This is a genomic window from Idiomarina sp. H2, from assembly GCF_004364275.1.
Taxonomy (GTDB): domain Bacteria; phylum Pseudomonadota; class Gammaproteobacteria; order Enterobacterales; family Alteromonadaceae; genus Idiomarina; species Idiomarina loihiensis.
The window spans coordinates 168,227-189,274 of record NZ_SNZY01000005.1 but is presented as its reverse complement, the minus strand read 5'-3'; the positions used below and the strand labels follow the sequence as shown (position 1 = coordinate 189,274).

Here is a 21,048-nt window from a genome sequence, read left to right as displayed (position 1 = left end):
TCTGCGGGCTTTCATAATTAAGGCCAGCTATGAAGTCCAAAGGCTTCACCCTCATAGAACTCATCATCATACTGGTGATCATCGGTATTCTTGCCGTATCTGCTGGTCCTGTCTTCTTTGATAACTCCGGTACACAAAGCCAAGTTGTACGACAAAAGGCAATGAGTATTTTGCGCAGCATTCAGCAACAAGCGATGCAAAACACCGATAAACCGCTTGAGTTGCAGGTAACCCAAACAACATTGGGTATGCCTCCTTATAATAACGAGAACAACCTGCAAATAAGTAATAGCGACATAGAGTTTTCACCTGCGGATTTTACAATAGGTTTCAATGGCTTAGGTCAACCAACTCAAGACTGTGAAGGTGGTTGCACTATTACCCTTAAGGAAAGCTCTGGTATAGACCGGGTCATTAGCATTAATAAAGAGGGCTTTATTAATGCGCAATAACTTCTCTAAGGGCTTTACGCTTATTGAACTGATTGCCGGAATTGTGGTTATTGCTATTGTCACACTTGTGGTGACGTCTGGTCTGGGCCTGCTTTTTCGACAAAGCGTAGAGCCCTGGCAGCAGGTAAGAGCAGCAGAAGCCGGGCAAAGTGTAATGAACGAAATAATGGCCCGGCGTTTTGATGAAAACTCTAATGTAGGTAATCAGTATGTGCGCTGTGGTGAATATGATGCAAATGACGAAAAAGTAGAGTGTACTCTTCCTATTAATTTAGGGCCTGATAACGGAGAGAGTCAGAGAAAGCAGTTTGACGACGTAGACGACTATCATGACTTAAGGCTCGATGGTGCAGAACTTAGCGGTTCATCTCCGAATCGCTACAATGGCTTTGAAGCGTCAGTGCGTGTTACATATAAAGAAAAGGATAAGCTGAAAAGAATCACAGTCATTGTCACAACACCTCAAGGCGAAAGTATCGAATTCAGCACCATAAAAGGAAATTGGTAATGAATGCGCAGCGAGGTTTTACTTTAGTCGAACTGATTATCGTCATTGTATTGCTGGCGATTATCGCTGGTTTTAGCTTCCAGTTTGTGGGTATTGGTGCGCAAATGTTTTCTACTGGTGCAGAACGTTTGCAAACGATTGAGAAAAGCCGCTTTGCTATTGAACGAGTGACGCGGGAAATTCGTGGTGCCGTGCCTAACAGCGTACGTGAGAGTGGTCAGTGTATCGAGTTTGTTCCTATTGTAGTTGCTGGAACGTATTACAATGCACCTATTTCCCCATACTCAGGTAGTGAAATGACGTTGGTGACCTTTGCTGACAGCCTTAGTACTGAGGTTAATGGAAATGAACGAGTCTTTATATATGCTACTCGGCCTAATTTTATTTACGCAGATTCTGGGCGTCGTGCTGATATTCAAAGTTATGAGAAAATAAATAATATTGAATTTGAATTAACATTTAATGAAGAGGTTCGTTTTGCGAAAGAATCTCCTTTAAAACGAGCCTATATTGGTGCTAAACCAGTGAGGTTCTGTTTGTTTGGTGACGAGCTATCTCGTGAAGAGCGCAATTGGGAAGGGGATATAGAAAATTCTGCCTTGATTGCGACTGGCGTTAGCTCTGATAATCCCTTTGACGTAACCACCAATAATCAGCAAAGCAATAACATTGTAACCATCCAACTTCAGTTTGGCGAAAATGCTGACGAGCAAGTTTTCTATTATCGCGAGGTGCACATACCCAATGCGCCATAACAGCTCATTAAAATCAGTTAATAAGCAGCGAGGAAGCACACTGGTTATAGCGGTGTTTGTTATTGTTGTGCTCGGTGGTTTAGTTGCCGCATTGGCGAGTTTATTAAGAACCTCCTCTGAGAGTGTCGTAATAGAAGTGCTGGGGACACGCAGTTATCTAGCTGCGCAGTCAGGTTTAGAGCAAGCGATGATGACGGTTTATTCGTTGGGCGATGAGCCTGAAACCAATTGCAGCGTCATTGCTACTCCCGAGGATGAACCTTTCAGTTATGAATCCCCTGGGCTTCAACAATGTCATGTAAATATTAGTTGTGGTTGTGCAATTCTTAGCTTTGATGGCGAAACAACAACTAGCTCTGACTGCGATGAAGAACCGGTTGAGCTGGGAGTCTCATTTACTCACTTGGTTATAACTTCTAAGGCGGTCTGTGAAGCAGGGGCACAACGAGCGTCACGCCAACTGCAAATTGAAACACGAGTGAAGAATTAATGAGCCTGTTCAAAGCACTTAAGTTAATCATAATCTCTGTAACCGCCTTTGCGTCTCTTCCCGCTCTGGCTGACAATTACAATCTGCCCAATAATAATCTCCCCGGGTGTTCTAAATCTGGTAATACCTATACCTGTCCTAACGGGTTAAATCTGAATTTCCGCGACCGAATTCAAATTTCTGGCAATAATTCGGTTGTGATCAATGTAGATGGTAATTTTAATCTTGGTTCTGAAATGCGCATTAACGAGAATGGCGGCGCTCAGCAGTTAACAATCACTACTACGGGTTCATATAACGGCGGCTTTCAAAGCGTTATTAACGCGAATATTAGTAGTCAGCAAAACATTACCCTAGCCAATGAAAACATTTTTTCCGGTTCTTTAGTTGCGGCAAACGACGTATCAGTGGGGTTTCGAACAAATATTGATGGCTCCATCCGCTCGACCAGCGGCAGCGTTATTTTACAGGGTGAAAACAGTATTACGGGTAATGTTGATGCCAGAGATAATGTCATTGTGCGCTTCTTAACTGAGGTAAATGGCAACCTTAACGCTACAAACGGGAATGTCGTACTCGAAGGACAAAACGATGTCTCCGGTGCTATTTTCAGTGGCGGTGATACCATTTTACGTTTTCGTTCAGACGTAGAGGGGGCGATCACCAGTAACGGTCGCGTTGTGTTAGAGGGCGAAAACACCGTTAATGGCAATATTATTGCCGGCGACGACGTAACACTTAGATACGGCTCCGATGTAAATGGTGATATTGATGCAGATGGTAGCGTAACGCTGGATGGAGCGAATATTGTTGATGGAAATATTAACGCTACTGACAGGGTCACCATTCCTAACTCAAGCACGGTAACAGGCTATGTGAATGCCCCGCAGATTATTGACGAAAGTAATGTTCAGGGAGAAACCTGTGACATCAACAACAACGAAGGGCCTTGCGGGAGTGAACCGCCCGACCAGCCGTTAGACGGGCTTGGTTACTGGGCTTTTGATCAAGTCGAGTGGAGAGGGCAGTTTGGTGAGGTTCTGGATATTTCCGGCAACGGGCTGCACGGGCAAGCATTAAGAGGTGCAAATACTTCAGGGTTTAATCCGGCAATCGCAGGCACCTGCCGTTATGGCAAATTTAATGGTGATAACGCAGTGCGCGTAGATAACGCTCAGTCAATTGCTAATGCTGAATCTGTAAGTGTTGCGTTTTGGTTTAAAGGCAGTGCTACTGGGCAAAATCAGTCGGATCGTTACCAGAGTCTTTTAGTGATAGGTAACGGACCTACTGAGGGGGCTTCCGGACGTTTCGAAGTTTACCGGCAGGACACCCGCGATGGTGGCGGACTCTATTTTGAAATACGCCGAAATAACGGCGAAATTGTTAATGTCGAGGCAGGTAACACGCGACAAGGGCAAACAAATTTGCTGGACGATAACTGGCATCATTTGGCGGCTTCCTATGACCGTAATGCACGTCGTTTAACTCTGTATATTGACGGGCAACAGGCAGATCAAACCTCATTTAATGGGTCATCTAATTTGAACGCTGTTGCCCCCCGTTTGTATATTGGCGGACAAGGAACCGGGGAAAACAGTTTCTACGGCGAAATTGATGAGGTTTTTATTGATGACAAGGTTCTCACCCAAAGTGACGTGACAACATTAAAAAGCATTACGCGACCTTGCAATGATCAACGGCCACTTTGTGAAGATGTCTGGCCTGTTGCTTTTGAAGTGCCTAATAACGTTCCCAAACCTTTTGATTTACCTGATCGCTCCTACAATACGCAGCTTCCCGCGCAGTTGCAGCCAATTGATTACTTACGTACCGGAAACTTCGGTAACACTGGCTTTAATTACACAACCAATGGGCAAACCTCACGTGTCTATATTGATGGCGATGTGACTATTCAATCGGGGCGTCGTATTAATGTTGGCGGTAATGCTAATGAAATGATGCTGATTGTAACGGGTGATTTGACGTTAGAGCAGGATGTGCAGTTTAACGGGTACATATACGTTGCTGGTAATTTTCTTTTTGAGCGTAGTTTCTTCTTTTGGCAGACATCAGAGGTAACCGGCGGAGTGAGTGTTGGCGGGAGAAGCTTTGCTACAGGTAACTTCGGCTTTTTTGACCCCGAGGTGAATTATCAGGCGCCTGTAGAACCCATTGCCGGTGGTAATTTTTGCAGAGCTTCTGATACGGCTCCACCCGTGTCGCCAGTGCATCATTACCAGCTGTCCTATAACAGCCCGGCATTGACCTGCGCGGCTGCTGATATTGAGGTTACCGCCTGTGCCAATGCCAACTGCTCTGAACTGTATGAGGGGAGTAGCACCGTTCAGCTAAATTCTACGGCTGGCGACTGGTCAACGAACCCTGTTTCGGCTTCTCCTGTGGGTAGTACAAGCCTGGAGCAGACTAATGCCGGCATTTATCCTCTAGCTGTTGAAACTACAGGAACCTTACCGCTCCCGCAGAACCCGATACGCTGTTTAGTTAATGGCAACTTGTCGGAGAGCTGTAATATTGAGTTTAGTGATACCGGATTCATTTTCACTAGTGGGGATAACTTTGAGGACACTGATATTCCGTCACAGGTGTCAGCCGTGCCTTTTAGCAACCTACAATTGCGCGCAGTGGAAACGAACAGTCAGACACTGGCTTGCCAGGCTGTGACGCAGCCTTTGAACTCGGTATCTATGAGTATGAACTGTGTTGACCCTGACCAATGTTTGATGGGGGCGTCTGTTAATGAAATCGAGGTGACAGAAAATAACACCAGTAACATCAGTGTTAGCTTTACTGACGGAAAAGCGCCTCTGGAAATCAACTATAAAGACGCTGGTGCTATCAATTTAACAGCGCAAGCGACTTTACCTAACGGGAAAACACTAAGAGGGACGTCAGAAGCTTTTGTTTGGCGGCCTGCAAGTATTGATGTGGAAGCCAGTCAGGATGCCTCAAGCAATTACGAGGGAACTATCTTAGCCAAAGCCGGAGACGTTTTCACCGCGCGGCTTGCCGCGATTAATGATGAAGGTGATGTAACACCAAACTTTGGTAACGAAGCCAATCCTGAAACATTACAGCTTATGGCTCAGACTGAGGCGGTAGAATCTTATAACGGTGAAATAACGAATGCTGATGGGTTTACTAAAGATGGAGCCGGAATCTTTACAAATTCGGGGCTGACTTATACTGAAGTCGGTTCAACTCGGGTAACTGCATATATAGGAAGCCAGAATTATTTGCCTGGCTACCACGGTTCTCCAGTTATGTTGACAACCGAGAGTGAGATAGGAAGGTTTATTCCTTACGAATTTCAAATGGAAACTTTCGGTGGTTTCAGCGGTGTCTGTAACCGGAATAATGCAGGCCAGGGCGACGAATTTTATTATATCGGGGAGGCGCAGCTATTAGGACCAAGCTTTGCCTTAACAGCGGTAAATAAAAATGGTGAAACGACTAAGAATTATCCGACAGACGTTGTTGAGGGTGAATTGGAGTTTTATCCGTTTAATGGCGCAAATGGTAGTCCTGAACCGTTGAACCCAGGCCAACTGTTTGCAACAGACGTTGAACTTGAATGGGGGCAGAATGAAGATAGCGCGGGAACGGCTACGTTCAAGTTGCCAGCTCCGTCTGTTACTTACCGCCGAAACATTGCAGAAGAAGGCCCTTATGAAGACTATAAATTGGGAATTCAGTTTAATGATAGCGAAGGCGACAATTATTATTCGATAATAACAGAGTCTAATCTTCCGGCGGCTGCCCAGGCACCAGCATTCAAACTGTATGATAGTGTAAAGTTACTTTACGGGCGCTTTGTTTTAGATAATATCTTTGGCGCCGAAGTTGATGATCTTCCGCTGTCTGGTCGAGCCCAGTTTTGGAATGGTGATAATTTCGTCATAAATACTAATGATAACTGCTTTACTGTCTCAGTATCCAAACTCGATGTCCTATCGGCTATCGATCCTACAAAGGATCCGGTTATAAGCTTAGACACTGAATCTATTGAGCTGTCAGATACGCCGGACTCGGTCAGTTTGGCTGAAGGTGAATTGCAGGAAGCATATAGTCCAATGGAAGACCTGTTGCGCTGGCAAGCTTATGGTTCTGCAGCCGAATTTACTTTCGAGCTGACTGTTCCTTCATTTTTGCAATACGATTGGGACGGCGACAGTAACTACCAAGATAACCCCATGGCCGAAGGTACATTCGGTATTTACCGGGGCCGCGACCGGCAAATTTACTGGCAGGAAGTGGGTTGGTAGAACGAATTATAACGATTAATCGACAATTCGATGACAATGCCTCTTGCTCTTTTGTTAACAAGCAAATAGCATAAAGCAGAGTTTAAACGAAAAATGCGGACGTTGACGAACGTTCATAATTATTACAATAACGATAGTGCGACTACAGCTTTGGCTTTTACGCCGCTTTGTTATTTTTTCAAGCTTGGAATGGAAACATGATGCGATTGGCTCGACTGGCCCTGGTAATGGCCTCTACATTGACATTCGCCTCGACGGCTCTTGCTCAGCAGGAGATGACTGTCGAAGAAATTGCTAACCAAATTTCGACTCTAGAGAGCGATTTTGAAAACTTTTCTGGCACCGTAAACACGCTTCAGCAAGAAGAGCGGGATCTGCGGGAAAAGTTACAAAACTTGCGTGAGCGCAATAGCGAACTGGAAACGAAACGCGAATCAGCACTGGCGGAAATGAATGACCGCTACCAACGTTTGGTGGAAGACCCAACAATTGATATTGCTGGCGCTCAAGAAGCGTACAAGCAAGCTGTTATGGCTCACCAGCAGAATAAAGCAGACATTAAGCAGCAAGTGAGTCTGGTTAGTGAGAAAGCGCGCGAAGTAGAAGAAGCGCGTGTGAGCAAACATAGCCTTATTAATGAAATTGAGACGCTAAAAGAGCAACGCAATTTAGCGCGTGTTGGTCGCTTAGAAAATGAATTTAACCGTACTGGCGAACTTGAAGTGAGTCAGTCAATTAGCTGTGACCGCCAGGAAACACTGGGACAGTGTGAAAATCGCGGCAAACTCATGGCTAAGCAAAAAGCATCGAAACAGTATCTTGATACCATTCTGGATGGTTTAAGTGAGGCTTCTCTGGCTCGCGAAAACATTGAAAAAGCCAGTCCGAATGTACAAATTCTAGGTTCTAAAACGGTCAGTAATGGCTTTAGCGGTGCCGGTAACTACGGTGTCAAACTGGCGGTTGAACTGCGTGGTCAGTTGCCGAAAAGCCAGGCTTGTACGTTGCTAAATGTCGATATGCGCTATTGTGCGTCGGAGCAACGGCCGGGGGAGCTGCAAGCGGGTGATGAGGAAACGGTTGATAGCTCCGTCATGCACCCGTTAACCATACGCTCTAACGTGTATGACGATGAAGTTGTTATCGATGGTGTTAGCTATGGTTCTACCCCGCTGGAGGTTATGCTCCCGGGTGGTGAACATCAGATTGAAATTCTTAAGTATGGTTACTCTGCCTATGCGGAGAAAATCTTACTAAAAGACGCTACCGCTATTCGGGCTGAATTAGAGAAGTCGGATTACTCTTTTACTCGCGGCGAAAAAATTCAGGATATTCTGTATCGCGATGTTCGTGGTCCTGAATTGGTTGTCGTTCCTGCGGGTAAATTTAAAATGGGTGACCTGGTCGGAAATGGTTTACCAAACGAACGTCCGGCAGAGACGCGTGAAATTCCAACCGCATTGGGTATTTCTGATACTGAAATTACGGTTGAGCAGTTTGGCAACTTTGTAGAAGATACCGCTTATGTCACAGAGGCAGAGAAAAACGGTACTTGCGCAAGCCTAAGTAATGGTCGCCCTCAGTTTAATGAAAAGCTGAGCTGGAAAAATCCTGGATTCAAACAGTCTGAAAGCTCTCCGGTGGTTTGCGTCAGTTATAACGACGCACAGGCTTATGCTGAATGGTTAACTCAAAAAAGTGGTTTTAAATACAGCATTCCCACTGAAGCGGAATGGGAATACGCTGCACGCGCCGGGTCGGAAACCGATTTCTGGTGGGGAAATGATGTTGGTTATGGCAAAGCAAACTGCCGTAACTGTGGAACAGATTGGTCAAATACACGTCCAGCTCCGGTAGCTAGTTTTCATCGTAACCCCTGGGGACTATACGATACTGTCGGTAACGTCTGGGAGTGGGCTGAAACCGATGAGGGTGTTGTAGTTAAGGGCGGAGCCTGGAACTTTACACCAAGTTTGGCAAGAGTTTCGACAAAAATGGAACTTCCGTCAGATTTTAACTCCAACTACATTGGATTCCGTGTTGTAAGAGCTCAGTAAGTACTTACTGCGCTCTTTGCTGTCACTCTGTTAGCTTATAAGTAGGGATATACCGCTTCATGTTTAAAAAAATTCGCGGCCTTTTTTCAAACGACCTTTCTATTGACCTGGGAACAGCGAATACGCTTATCTACGTCAAAGATGAGGGTATCGTTCTGAACGAGCCGTCTGTTGTTGCCATTCGTCAGGAACGCTCAGGCGGGCCAAAATCTATCGCCGCCGTTGGTGCAGCAGCAAAACAAATGCTGGGTCGTACGCCAGGAAACATTCGTGCCATTCGTCCTATGAAAGACGGTGTTATTGCAGACTTCTATGTGTGCGAGAAAATGCTCCAGTTTTTCATTAAACAAGTGCACGACAGCCACTATTTCCGACCTAGCCCTCGTGTTCTGGTATGTGTTCCATGCGGATCAACTCAAGTAGAACGTCGTGCTATTCGCGAATCTGCACTGGGTGCCGGTGCGCGTGAGGTCTACTTAATTGATGAGCCAATGGCCGCTGCTATCGGTGCTGGCTTACCAGTGTCTGAAGCTACGGGTTCAATGGTGGTTGATATTGGTGGTGGTACAACGGAAGTTGCCATTATTTCATTAAATGGTGTGGTTTATTCATCATCGGTTCGTATTGGTGGTGATAAATTTGACGAAGCCATTATTAACTATGTTCGCCGTAACTTCGGTGCACTTATTGGTGATGCAACTGCTGAACGTATCAAGCACGAAATTGGTTCTGCATTCCCGGGCGAAGAACTGAAAGAAATAGAAGTTCGTGGACGCAACCTTGCTGAAGGTGTTCCGCGTTCATTTACTCTTAACAGTAATGAAATTCTGGAAGCTTTGCAGGAACCTTTAATGGGTATTGTCAGTGCAGTTATGGTTGCGCTGGAGCAGTCTCCACCAGAGCTTGCATCGGACATATCCGAGCGCGGCATGGTGTTAACTGGTGGTGGTGCGTTACTGAAAGACATCGACCGTTTGCTTCTGGAAGAAACAGGCATTCCGGTTATTATTGCTGATGATCCGCTAACTTGTGTTGCACGAGGCGGCGGTAAAGCTCTGGAAATGATTGATATGCATGGTGGTGATTTATTCAGTTATGAGTAATTCATGAAGACGCTGTTTGCCCGCGGTCCATCCTTACTCTCCAGGCTAGTGCTCGCACTAGCCTGTTCGTTTCTGCTGATCTTTATTGACCACCGGCTTCAGGCAATGAAGCCGGTTCGGCTATTTTTGAATTCTCTGGTGGCTCCGGTTCAGTATTTGGCTATTTTGCCAGAACAGCTGCTGGACGGTGTCTCCGAATCATTAAAAACCACGTCGCAGTTAAGCGATGAAAATAAGCGGCTAAAGCGGGCTATTCTGGAATTACAGGGTGAGCAACAGCAACTTCGCTTTCTTCAGAACGAGAATAAACGGCTACGGGAACTTCTTGGTTCAGACGCCCGCGACTCAGTCCGGCGTATGGTTGCCGAGGTCATCGCCGTTGCCTCAGAGCCGTTTTCCCAGCAACTGGTTATTAATAAAGGCACGCTGAGCGGAGTGTATGAAGGCCAGCCCGTACTAGACAGCAATGGCATTATTGGACAAGTGCAGGATGTAGGCGGTAATACCGCTCGTGTATTGCTACTCTCAGACCAGAGTCATGCGATATCTTTGCGTTCAGAGCGCAATGATATTCGTGTACTGGCGCAGGGAACCGGCGATATCGGACGGCTGGAGTTGATGTTTATTCCTCACAGCACAGAGCTAAAAGAAGGGGATCTCCTAATGTCTTCGGGGTTAGGGGGCATATTTCCTGAGGGGTATCCGGTGGCAACAATTCGACAGATTGTCAGAGATGAATCTCTCCCTTTTGCTAAAGTGATAGCGGATCCCGTCAGTGCGCTTGACCGCGTTCGTAATGTTCTATTGTTGTGGCCAAGCGACGGCGAGCAGCAACCTATTTTTGATGAGGACGAGGAATGATCGTGATAAAACCCGGCTTCATTACGTTGTTGATAACCTACACCATTGCTCTGACTCTGATGGTTATGCCAATGCCGGCTGCATTCGATACCTTTCGGCCTGACTGGCCAACTTTGGTTATGTTGTACTGGATAATTGCCTTGCCGCACAGGGTAAATATGGGAACCGCTTTAGTGCTCGGCGTGCTGAGCGATATATTACTGGGTTCTATTGTCGGTGTTCATGCTTTAGGTATGGTCGTTGTCACTTATTTTGCGGCACGTCATTTTCAGCGTATTCGCAATTTTGCTTTAATACAGCAAGCATTGGTTATTGCCGTGCTGATTTTTATTAAGCGCTTTGTTGTGTTTGAAGCTAATGTGTTTTTGCACGACGCTGAATTTACGTTCTCTTACTTCTGGCCAGTACTCACTTCAGCTGTTTTTTGGTTATGGGTATTTCCGTTACTGCGAAAAGTTCGTCGTCAATTCGGAGTGGTGTAATGCGCCTGCTGCTCGCTTCTTCTTCTCCCCGTCGGCGAGAGCTGCTAACGCTATTGCATAGACCCTTTGATTGCGAAGTTCCGGAAGTAGAGGAGCTACGAGGGGCTAATGAGAATGCCGGTGACTATGTGACTCGCCTGGCGGAAGAAAAAGCTCAGACTGTGTCACAACGCCAACAAACTCCCTGCTTGGTGATTGGTTCTGATACCCTGATAAGCTTTAAGGGGCAAGTGCTGGAAAAACCAGAGAGTTATGAACATTTCAGTCAAATGATGAAGCAGCTTTCCGGTCAGACACATCAGGTTCTGACATCAGTTAGTGTTTGCCACTGGAATAGTCACCGAGTGGTTGCCCGCGAAACGGCTTTAGTAACAACGCAGGTGGAGTTTGCCGCACTGAGCCAGGAAGAAATAGATGCTTACTGGGCAACCGGTGAACCTCATGATAAAGCGGCTGGCTATGGTATTCAGGGCTATGGCGGAAAATTTGTAAAACGTATTGAGGGTAGCTACTTTGCTGTAGTTGGCTTACCTTTATATGAAACTGAACAGTTATTGCGGATGTTTGAAATGACAGGTGAAGTCGATGAGCGTTGAAGTCCTAATGAATGTGACCCCCACAGAGACTCGTGTAGTGCTTGTTGAAAATGGCATCCTACAGGAAGTCCATATTGAACGTCAGGCAAAGCGTGGCTTAGTTGGTAACATCTACATGGGGAAGGTATCACGGGTGTTGCCGGGAATGCAGGCGGCGTTTATTGATATTGGCCTCGACAAAGCGGCCTTTTTACATGCCTCGGACATTGTCGTTCAGGTGGATGGTGATGATTTACCCCGACCTGACGAAAAGCCGCAACAAAGCATCACTGAACTAGTGCATCAGGGGCAACATATTATGGTGCAGGTGGTTAAAGACCCTTTGGGAACCAAAGGAGCGCGTTTAACCACCGACATCACCCTACCGTCACGGTACCTGGTCTTTATGCCTAAGAGTGACCATGTAGGCGTCTCTCAGCGCATTGAAGAAGGCGAGGAGCGGGAACGTTTGCGGCAGTTGGCAGAAGAGGTCAGTAAAAGCGACGGAAAATTCATTGTTCGTACAGCGGCAGAAGGTGCCTCAGATCAGTCGCTGCGGGGCGATGCTGACTTTCTGTTCCGGTTGTGGGAGAAAATAAAGGCGCGGAAAAAGTCTCAACGCAAAGTGGGCATGCTGTACGAAGATCTGAATCTTTCCTGTCGTGTATTGCGTGACTTTGTCGGCGAAGAAATAGAGCGCATTCGGGTCGACTCCAAAGTCACCTTCGATACGCTCAAAGTGTTTACTCAGGATTTTATTCCCGAACTAACGAAAGTACTTGAGTATTACACCGGTGACCGGCCTATTTTCGACTTATTTGACGTCGAAAATGAAATGCAGCGAGCGCTCGATCGTCGGGTTGATTTGAAATCGGGGGGCTCTCTGATCATTGATCAGACTGAAGCAATGACCACGGTCGATATCAATACAGGTGCGTTTGTTGGTCACCGTAATTTGGAAGAAACCATATTTAATACCAATATCGAAGCCACGCAGTCGATAGCTCGTCAATTGCGGCTACGGAACCTTGGCGGCATTATCATTATTGATTTTATCGATATGCAGGACGAGGAGCATAAGCGACGGGTATTGCACAGCCTTGAACAGGCGTTAGGCAAAGATCGTGCAAAAACAACCATTAATGGTTTTACCTCGCTTGGGTTAGTGGAAATGACCCGGAAACGCACCAGAGAAAGCCTGGAGCACGTTTTGTGCTCGGAGTGTCCGGTTTGTCTGGGGCGCGGCAGCATGAAGACGGTTGAAACCGTCTGTTATGAAATTATGCGTGAAATTGTCCGGGTTCATAAAGCTTATGAAGCCGATAAGTTCGTTGTTTATGCCTCTGCACAGGTAAGTGAAGCCTTACTTAACGAAGAATCTCATGCGCTGGCTGAACTTGAGCTGTTTGTTTCGCGTCAAATAAAAATACAAACCGAACCTCTGTATAATCAGGAACAATTCGACGTAGTAATGATGTAAGGCGCATGCGGACACTGTCGTGGATTTTGAACAAACTCTGGCTAACGCTGGCTATTGTGCTGGTGCTGGTTGCTGTCGGCCTGAGTTTATTGCGTTACAGCCTGCCATACCTGCCCGATTTGACCGAACCACTTGAACAACAGCTGGAGGCTCGTTTCCAGCAACCCGTGAGCATTAGTGACTTATCTATGGCCTGGACCCGGGAAGGCCCTTCCATTGTGCTGGATAATTTAGTTTTGCTGGAACGCGAGCAGTCGCCTGTGCAAGTTCGTGTTGGTAAGGTTCATGTGGTACTCGATTTCTGGAAAACTTTACTGGATCAACAGCTCATTGCGCAGCAGTTTATTCTTAATGACGCCCGCATAGCGGTAGATATACGCAAATTCTCGGCAGCTAACGAAGCTGAGAAATTAGATTTAGACTACGTTAACCGCTTATTCCTGCAGCAATTAGAGAAGTTTTCACTGAATAATGGTGAGTTGCTACTGACAAACTTGCGGGGCGTAACGCGAGAAATTGATATTGACCGACTGTCCTGGACCAATGAAGGCAAAAAGCACCAGGGGATTGGCCAATTCCGGATGGAAGACTTTGCGACTAATAGCCTGGATTTCATTATTGATTTGCGCGGTGATCGCTGGTCGGAGTTTAATGGTCAGTTCTATGTTAATTCACAGAACGTTGATATCAGTCCCTGGCTTGAAGAGCAACTGGGCGACATTGACGTACAAGCTTCAAACGTAAACTTTACGGGTTGGCTCGATGTTCGTAATGGTCAATTATTTGAAGGATTAGTTAAGTTAAGAGACAACCGTATTACCTGGTTAGACAATAATTCCGAAGAACTTAACTGGTTGCAGTTACCCGAGGGAGAAATTGTGCTGCGGCCGGAAGAAAATGGCTGGCTACTCAACAGTATGCCAATGACAGTAAATACCTCGGTAGGTCATCTTGAATTACCGCGTATAGCCTGGCAGCAACTGGATGAGATCCACGATATCAGTGTGGATAATATCGCGATTGATGAGGTTACCGGGTTACTACCTCTGCTGCCTTTTAATATATCAGCGGAATCGGTCATGAGCCTGGGGTTAAAGGGTAAGGCCAGCGTGCGCTATCGCCTGCATCCTGTCTCCGGCCAGCAATGGTCTGTAAAAAGCCACAACCTGTCGGCCGACGGAAATGAGCGCTGGCCTGGTTTTAATGGCCTTGATGTCAGTATAAGCAGCTTGTCGAATCACGGTTTGTGGCAAGTAGAAGGTGACAACGTTAGCCTTACGGGAAACAGTCTTTCCGGTAAGCAAGCGTGGGATATTGATACTTTTAATTTGTCCGGCTCCTGGTTGTTACAAGCTGATAACTGGCGGGTAAATTTAGAGCAGCTCCAACTTCGGCGAGACGACTTTCAGCTTACCGGCAGTGGCGGTTTGTCCGGCGACAGTGAAACAACACCACAAATTGACTTATTGCTTTCTACCGCACAGGGCTTTTCTGTCGACACGGCCCGCAAGTTGCTGCCATCAATTATGGGTCAGGGAGTCAAAGACTATCTTTCCGCAGCCTTAGTATCCGGTCGGGCTCGTGGCATGGAATTACTTTGGCGAGGCCCTGTCACTCAGTTTCCGGCGGCGACCAATCAAGGTGTCTTCAATGCGCGGGTGGAGTTCGATGATTTAACCTACCGGTTTCAGCCAGACTGGCTTCCGCTAGCCGATGCTCCGGTAAAGCTCGACTTTTATAACAGAAGCTTGTTCATGTCTACCGATGCAGGGCATATAGAAGATGTACAGGTAACCCGGGTTGACGCGCAAATTAAGGACTTAGCAGATGCTTCGCAGGGCTTGCAGGTTCAGGCTAGTGTTAGTGGAAAGGGTGAATCGTTGTTACCTGTTTTTGAGCAGTCGCCGCTGGACAGCGTAACCGAAACGCTCATTCAAATTGACCCGAGCGGAGAGGTTTCTGGTTCTTTTCAGTTGGATATCCCCTTAAATAGCTCGCGAGATGTCGATGTCGCTGTTGATGCTCCGTTGGCCGGGTTGTCTTTTAATATTGACGCCATACAACAAGATTTTACGGTTTCTGAAGGTATTCTGAAGATTGACAACAGCAAGGTTAGTACCGAAGGGTTGCGCCTTAACTGGTACGGTATGCCTATACCAACGAAAGTATCGGGAGAGCTAAACGGGGCGGATTACTTACTGAATGTGAATACAACTCTGGACTGGCAAAGCGAACCCTTATTTAAGCAATTGCCTTATCCACAGTGGAAACCGTTTTTCTACGGAGCGGTAAATGGTGAAGCTAATCTCCAGTTAACTTTTAACGCAGACGATGTCGGCGTTGCGTTGGAGTCTCAGTTTGATTTGACCGGTCTTGAGACATCGCTTCCAGCGCCGTTGCAAAAAGATTTTGGAGATAACTGGCAACTGTCGGTTCAGCTCAATGGGACTGGAGAAGAACTGCGTTTACGAGCAAGTATTGACCAGCGCCTTAACTGGGATAGTCGCTGGCAGCCGGGCAGTGGAGGCTGGCAAATGGCCAGACTGGATATTGGTGAAGTGAACTCTGCGAATGAACTGGTTAACGGCTTTGCGATAAACGCACAGCTTCCGCATGCAGATATCGGACGGTGGTACTCAGTACTTTATGCGTTGGCCGGGGATTCAAACGTTGATACTGAAAGTGGTAGTGGGGAAGGGTGGTTGCCCGATTCCATTCGTATTGAGACGCCTCAGTTACAGTGGGGACAGCAGAAATTTGCTCAGGCGGATATCCAGGTGTGGCCAGAAAACTCAGTCTGGCAGGCCCGGGTGGATGCTAAGAATGCGGTGCTAAGCGCGACCATTCCGGAAAGCTTTGTACAGCAAGGGATAACCGTAAGAGCGGATTATTTGGCGTTAAGCAGCAATGTTGAGCTTCCGGAAGCCACCGAGAAGACAGACTGGAATTGGCTCGAGAAAGTACCCGCACTTAACTTTTTCTGTCGCAGTTGTCGTATTGACGAGCATGAGTTAGGCGAAGTTGAGTTAGTACTTGCTCCGCTTGAAGACGGCTTCAGTATAGAAAAAATGGCTCTTAAAAAGGGTAGTGATGAGTTGGCTGTAACAGGTTATTGGCGCTACACAGACGAGCAGGCTTTAAGTGCGCTTTCGGGACGTTTGGAGGCTGGAGACCTTGGTGATTTATTACGTGACTATGGTCTGGAAACGGCAGTAAGAGACAGTGCTGCCGTTATTGACTTTAACTTAAACTGGCGTGACCACTTGTATCAACCAGACTGGAGTTCGCTGAGCGGGGAAGTGGTCTGGGATTTAGAAAAAGGCTATCTGGCCGAAGTGAGTGACGGCGGCGCGCGTATTTTTTCGTTATTGAGCCTGGACAGTATTCTCCGAAAGCTGACTTTAGATTTTCGTGATATTTTTTCGCAGGGAATGTTTTTTACTGACCTAACTGGCAGTGTTCAGATCGAAAACGGTGTTGCGACCACCGAAGATGCAAGATTACTGGGATCCGCAGGAGATATGGATATTCGTGGCTGGACCAATATGAAAACTGGTGAGCTAAATTATAACCTGACCTATGCGCCGAAGGTCACTTCCAGCCTACCGATTATTCTTGCCTGGATGGTAAACCCGCCCAGCGGCCTGGCTGCGTTGTTCATCGACAAAGTACTGCACGATGCGAAAGTGATTTCGCGTCTGCGTTATCAGGTCACCGGTACTATTGATGAACCGGTGGTTGAAGAAATAGAACGTGACAGCCGCCCGGTTGATTTGCCAGAATTGGAAGAGAACTCAACCGATTCAGAGGCAGACGATGACACAAGTGCAACTGACGGCGCTGCAAATGAGCAGTCGCCCGGATCCGCAAGATAATTTAGCCATTGTTGCTAAACTGCTGGAACAACTTCCTGCCGCACGTCCGCAACTGGTGGTGCTGCCTGAAGCCTTTAGTTGCTTCGGTGCCGGTGACCGTGCGCAGTTAGCGATGGCTGAACCTTACAAGGATGGTGAGGTGCAGAAACAGCTGGCTGCCTTAGCGAAAAAGCACGAGGTTTATCTGGTCGGCGGTACACTGCCGGTAGATGCCGGTGAGCGATTCTCCGCGGCATCTATTCTTTTTGGCCCCGATGGCGCTATTCTCAATCGCTACGACAAAATTCATTTGTTTGATGTTGATGTGGCTGATAATACTAAGGAATACCGCGAGTCAAAGTGGACTCAGCCGGGCAGTAATGTGGTAACCACAGAAACGGACTTTGGTGTGGTTGGCATGGCAGTATGTTATGATCTGCGCTTTCCAGAGTTATTCAGAGCATTGCGTCAGGCTGGCTCCCAAATCATTGTTTTACCCTCTGCATTTACTCAGGTTACCGGAAAAGCTCACTGGCATGCGTTGGTTCGCGCCCGCGCCATTGAGCAACAGGTTTTTATCGTGGCACCGGGTCAGGTGGGGGAGCACGCAAATGGTCGTGAAACGTTTGGCCATTCAATTATTGTCAGCCCCTGGGGTGAAATACTGGCAGAACAGGAACTGGATGAAGGTGTTGTTTCTGTCAGCGTTGACGTAGCGGATATTGAATCCATACGAAAACAAATGCCGGTGGCGCAACAAAATCAATTTGAGGTTGTACAAAAGACATGACACTAACTGACTACGAATTGTCACAAGACGACATAAGCAAGGCCTTATCCACGCTATACAGCGGTGATATTGACTTTGCCGATATCTATTTACAACACAGTGTCAACGAGTCGTGGGTGCTGGAAGATGGCATTATTAAAGACGGCGCGTTTCATATTGAAACGGGTATGGGTGTGCGCGCTGTACAGGGCGAGAAAACTGGCTTTGCTTATGCCGATGAGATTACATTAAAAGCGTTACAGCGCACTAGCGAAGCGGCCCGCGGCATAGCGCGTCAGGGGCAAAGCAAAAAGGTTGAAGCCCTGAAGTCGGTGCAGGCTAAGTCGCGCTATGAAGCGCTGAATCCGCTGGATACTTTGTCTGAAGACGAAAAAATTGAATTGCTGAAAAAAGTTGATGCGCACGCGCGGGCACAGGACTCACGTGTAAGCCAGGTGGTGGTTAGTTTGAGCGGCAGTTACGACGAAGTTTTAGTTGCTGCGACAGACGGCACGTTGGCTACTGATAAGCGACCTCTAATTCGTCTGAACTGTTCTGTTATTACCGAGCAAAACGGTCGCCGCGAGCGCGGCAGTGCCGGTGGTGGAGCGCGTGTAGGATATGAGTTTTTCCTTGATGAAGCGTCCGGCAATGCCCGCTGGCAGCGTTTTGCGGAAGAAGCCGTACGTCAAGGACTCGTGAACTTAGAAGCGAAACCTGCACCTGCAGGCAATATGCCTGTGGTACTGGGCTCTGGTTGGCCGGGCGTGCTGCTGCATGAGGCGGTTGGACATGGGCTGGAGGGCGACTTTAACCGTAAAGGCTCGTCTGCCTATTCCGGCAAAATTGGCCAACAGGTGGCTTCACCGCTTTGTACTATTGTCGATGACGGAACTCTGAATGATCGCCGTGGCTCAATGAGTATTGATGACGAAGGCACACCCAGTGGCTATAACGTATTGATAGAAAATGGCGTATTGCGTGGTTACATGCAGGACAAAATGAATGCGCGTCTAATGGGTCAGGCAACCACCGGAAACGGTCGCCGTGAAAGTTTCGCTCACTTACCTATGCCGCGAATGACCAATACGTATATGCTCGCCGGAGAAAGTAGTCCGGGAGACATCATTGGCAGCGTGAAAAAGGGTATTTACGCACCGCAATTTGCCGGTGGTCAGGTCGATATTACTTCCGGACAGTTTGTGTTCTCAGCATCTGAAGCTTATTTAATTGAAGACGGTAAAATTACCACACCGATAAAGGGTGCAACACTTATTGGTAACGGACCAGAAGCTATGGCTCAGGTGTCTATGGTGGGTAACGACCTGTCGCTGGACGAAGGTGTTGGTGTTTGCGGCAAAGACGGGCAGAGTCTACCCGTAGGTGTTGGGCAACCGACGCTGAAACTGGATTCAATGACGGTTGGCGGTACCGAATAAGTGAGTTGCCCGGTATTAACCGAGCAGTTCACGTAAATAAACAAACAGCTGACGGGCAGCGACAGGCGGTTTTTGTTCAGCCCGCTGTTTTTCGGCAAGACGAATAAGCTGACGCAATTTTTGGCGGTCAGCATGAGGGTGCTCTTCAATGAATTCTTGTAGAGCATCGTCGCCTTCATGCAGCAGTTTATCGCGAGTTGTTTCAATCTCGTGAAAAATGGATGTTTGCTGCTGATGCGCATTTTTTAAGTTATTTAAGGCTTGCTCAATAGGCGCGATATCACGTAAGCGCATGAGCTTGCCAATAAATTGAAGCTGGCGTCGGTAGCCTTCGTGCTTGTTACGAATTTTACGGGCAAGTAAAACGGCATCGCGCAGCTCATCATCCAGTGGCATTTTTGCTAACTGGCTGTCAGTTAAATTGACAAGTTGAGTCCCTAGCTCCTGGCGTTCAGCCATTTCGCGTTTTTTTTGGGACTTGCTGACGAAGTCGTCAGATTGTTCAGGATTTTCGGCTGGGCGTTTCGGCATAAGTTCGATTCATTAGCGCTACAAAGCCGTCAGTTTAGCAGTGAGGAGAGTTTTTTGATAGTACAACTGAGTGACTTACAGGTTCAAATGAAGCAGGTAGAAAGTGCTGTTAAAGAAGCACTGCGACTGGCTGAAGCAAAAGGCGTCAGTTCTGCTGAATGCTCAATCAGTCACAGCTCCGGTATTTCGGTCGGGACCCGCCTGGGCGAAGTCGAAACCGTCGAGTTTAATCAGGATGGGGCGCTGGGCATTAGCGTGTATAGAGGCAACCAGAAAGGTTCGGCATCGACTACAGACCTGTCGGAACAGGCCATTAGCGCTGCCGTCGACAAGGCTTGTGATATTGCCCGTTCTACCTCTCCGGATCCATACAATGGTTTGGCTCCGGCCGAATTAATGGCGACCGATGTACCGGATTTAGACTTGTGTCATCCCGGTGACCAGAGCGCAGAGTATGCCATAAAGCAGGCACTGGCTTGTGAGAAACACGCCCTGAACCTGGATGAGCGCATTGTTAACTCAGACGGCGCGCATTACGGCAGCCACACGGGTTTTCGTGTTTATGGGAATAGTCACGGTTTTATTGGCGGTTACTTACAGTCGCGACATAACCTTAGTTGCGTTCTGATAGCCAAAGAGGGCGACAAAATGCAGCGCGACATGAGTTATTCTGTTGCCCGCAAAATGCACGAATTAAAATCTGCCGAGAGTGTTGCCGAAGAGGCCGCCGCAGAAACCTTGTCGCGCTTGGGTGCACGCAAAGTACCAACAGCTAAAGTACCGGTTATTTTCCGGGCTGATGTGGCAGGGAGTTTGTTTGGTCATATGGTCAGTGCTATAAGCGGTGGCAATTTGTACCGCAAATCCAGTTTTCTGCTCGACCATTTAGGCAAGCCGGTGCTGCCAGAATGGCTGAGCATTCAGGAAAAACCACATATTATCGGTGGCCTGGCGAGCTCGCCGTTCGATGCAGAAGGTTTGGCGACAAAGGATAGGGAAATTATTACCGACGGGGTGCTGCAAACCTATCTGTTAACCAGCTATGCTGCACGCAAACTGGATATGCAGCCTACGGGTCACGCAGGTGGTATCCACAACTGGCGAGTGACACAGCAGGACAACTCGTTAGCGCAGTTATGCAAAAAAATGGGTACGGGCTTGCTGGTAACCGAATTGATGGGGCAGGGCGTAAATATGGTCAACGGTGATTACTCACGTGGCGCTGCCGGCTTCTGGGTTGGGAACGGTGAAATTCAGTATCCGGTAGAAGAAGTGACCATTGCCGGTAACTTAAAAGACATGCTGGCGAACATTGTTGCCATAGGGAATGACACCGACGAACGCCATGCGCTGCATACCGGCTCAGTGTTATTAGAGCAAATGAGTATTGCCGGCAATTAAAAAGC

Annotated in this window: 16 protein-coding genes; 15 read left to right on the top strand and 1 reads right to left on the bottom strand. The window is 47.5% G+C overall.

The annotated features are described in order from the left end of the window. The first annotated feature begins 29 nt into the window (after positions 1-29). From DET62_RS08405 to tldD, 14 genes are all read left to right on the top strand, one after another. Positions 30-452: a prepilin-type N-terminal cleavage/methylation domain-containing protein gene (locus tag DET62_RS08405; RefSeq protein ID WP_110013557.1), complete on the top strand. Its 423-nt coding sequence runs from the start codon at positions 30-32 to the stop codon at positions 450-452. After that, complete coding sequence (locus DET62_RS08400; RefSeq protein WP_110013558.1) at positions 442-960, top strand: type II secretion system protein; 519 nt, start codon at positions 442-444, stop codon at positions 958-960. Before DET62_RS08405 ends, DET62_RS08400 begins: the two co-directional genes overlap by 11 nt. Then, positions 960-1,715: a prepilin-type N-terminal cleavage/methylation domain-containing protein gene (locus DET62_RS08395; RefSeq protein WP_110013559.1), complete on the top strand. Its 756-nt coding sequence runs from the start codon at positions 960-962 to the stop codon at positions 1,713-1,715. The genes DET62_RS08400 and DET62_RS08395 overlap by 1 nt, the downstream gene beginning before the upstream one ends. Then, positions 1,705-2,205 (top strand): Type II secretory pathway component, encoded by a 501-nt coding sequence (locus DET62_RS08390; protein ID WP_110013560.1) that lies wholly within the window; start codon positions 1,705-1,707, stop codon positions 2,203-2,205. The genes DET62_RS08395 and DET62_RS08390 overlap by 11 nt, the downstream gene beginning before the upstream one ends. Continuing rightward, positions 2,205-6,491, top strand: coding sequence for a DUF6701 domain-containing protein (locus DET62_RS08385; RefSeq protein ID WP_110013561.1), 4,287 nt, complete (start codon positions 2,205-2,207; stop codon positions 6,489-6,491). Before DET62_RS08390 ends, DET62_RS08385 begins: the two co-directional genes overlap by 1 nt. 197 nt (positions 6,492-6,688) lie before the next feature. After that, positions 6,689-8,548, top strand: a complete 1,860-nt coding sequence (locus tag DET62_RS08380; RefSeq protein ID WP_110013562.1) for a formylglycine-generating enzyme family protein — start codon at positions 6,689-6,691, stop codon at positions 8,546-8,548. Between the two features lie 59 nt (positions 8,549-8,607). Beyond that, on the top strand, positions 8,608-9,651 hold the full coding sequence (locus DET62_RS08375; protein ID WP_011233642.1) for a rod shape-determining protein: 1,044 nt from the start codon (positions 8,608-8,610) through the stop codon (positions 9,649-9,651). A gap of 3 nt (positions 9,652-9,654) precedes the next feature. Further along, positions 9,655-10,512: a rod shape-determining protein MreC gene (mreC, locus tag DET62_RS08370; protein WP_011233643.1), complete on the top strand. Its 858-nt coding sequence runs from the start codon at positions 9,655-9,657 to the stop codon at positions 10,510-10,512. Beyond that, positions 10,509-10,994, top strand: coding sequence for a rod shape-determining protein MreD (mreD, locus tag DET62_RS08365; protein ID WP_110013563.1), 486 nt, complete (start codon positions 10,509-10,511; stop codon positions 10,992-10,994). The genes mreC and mreD overlap by 4 nt, the downstream gene beginning before the upstream one ends. Continuing rightward, on the top strand, positions 10,994-11,590 hold the full coding sequence (locus DET62_RS08360; RefSeq protein WP_110013564.1) for a Maf family protein: 597 nt from the start codon (positions 10,994-10,996) through the stop codon (positions 11,588-11,590). The genes mreD and DET62_RS08360 overlap by 1 nt, the downstream gene beginning before the upstream one ends. Continuing rightward, positions 11,580-13,049 (top strand): ribonuclease G, encoded by a 1,470-nt coding sequence (rng, locus tag DET62_RS08355; protein WP_011233646.1) that lies wholly within the window; start codon positions 11,580-11,582, stop codon positions 13,047-13,049. The genes DET62_RS08360 and rng overlap by 11 nt, the downstream gene beginning before the upstream one ends. A gap of 5 nt (positions 13,050-13,054) precedes the next feature. Next, positions 13,055-16,924, top strand: a complete 3,870-nt coding sequence (locus DET62_RS08350) for a YhdP family protein (RefSeq protein WP_110013565.1) — start codon at positions 13,055-13,057, stop codon at positions 16,922-16,924. Continuing rightward, the gene (locus DET62_RS08345; RefSeq protein ID WP_227016355.1) at positions 16,866-17,693 is read left to right on the top strand and encodes a carbon-nitrogen hydrolase family protein; all 828 of its coding nucleotides are present in this window, start codon (positions 16,866-16,868) and stop codon (positions 17,691-17,693) included. Before DET62_RS08350 ends, DET62_RS08345 begins: the two co-directional genes overlap by 59 nt. Next, positions 17,690-19,111, top strand: a complete 1,422-nt coding sequence (gene tldD, locus DET62_RS08340) for a metalloprotease TldD (protein ID WP_110013567.1) — start codon at positions 17,690-17,692, stop codon at positions 19,109-19,111. The genes DET62_RS08345 and tldD overlap by 4 nt, the downstream gene beginning before the upstream one ends. Positions 19,112-19,126: 15 nt before the next feature. Here the strand turns inward: tldD and yjgA are convergent, their stop codons facing one another. Further along, positions 19,127-19,642, bottom strand: a complete 516-nt coding sequence (gene yjgA / locus DET62_RS08335) for a ribosome biogenesis factor YjgA (protein WP_011233650.1) — start codon at positions 19,640-19,642, stop codon at positions 19,127-19,129. Positions 19,643-19,696: 54 nt separating this feature from the next. Between yjgA and pmbA the strand changes: the two genes are divergently transcribed. Further along, entirely contained in the window at positions 19,697-21,043 is a 1,347-nt protein-coding gene (gene pmbA / locus DET62_RS08330) for a metalloprotease PmbA (protein WP_110013568.1), read from the top strand. Positions 21,044-21,048 lie beyond the last annotated feature (5 nt).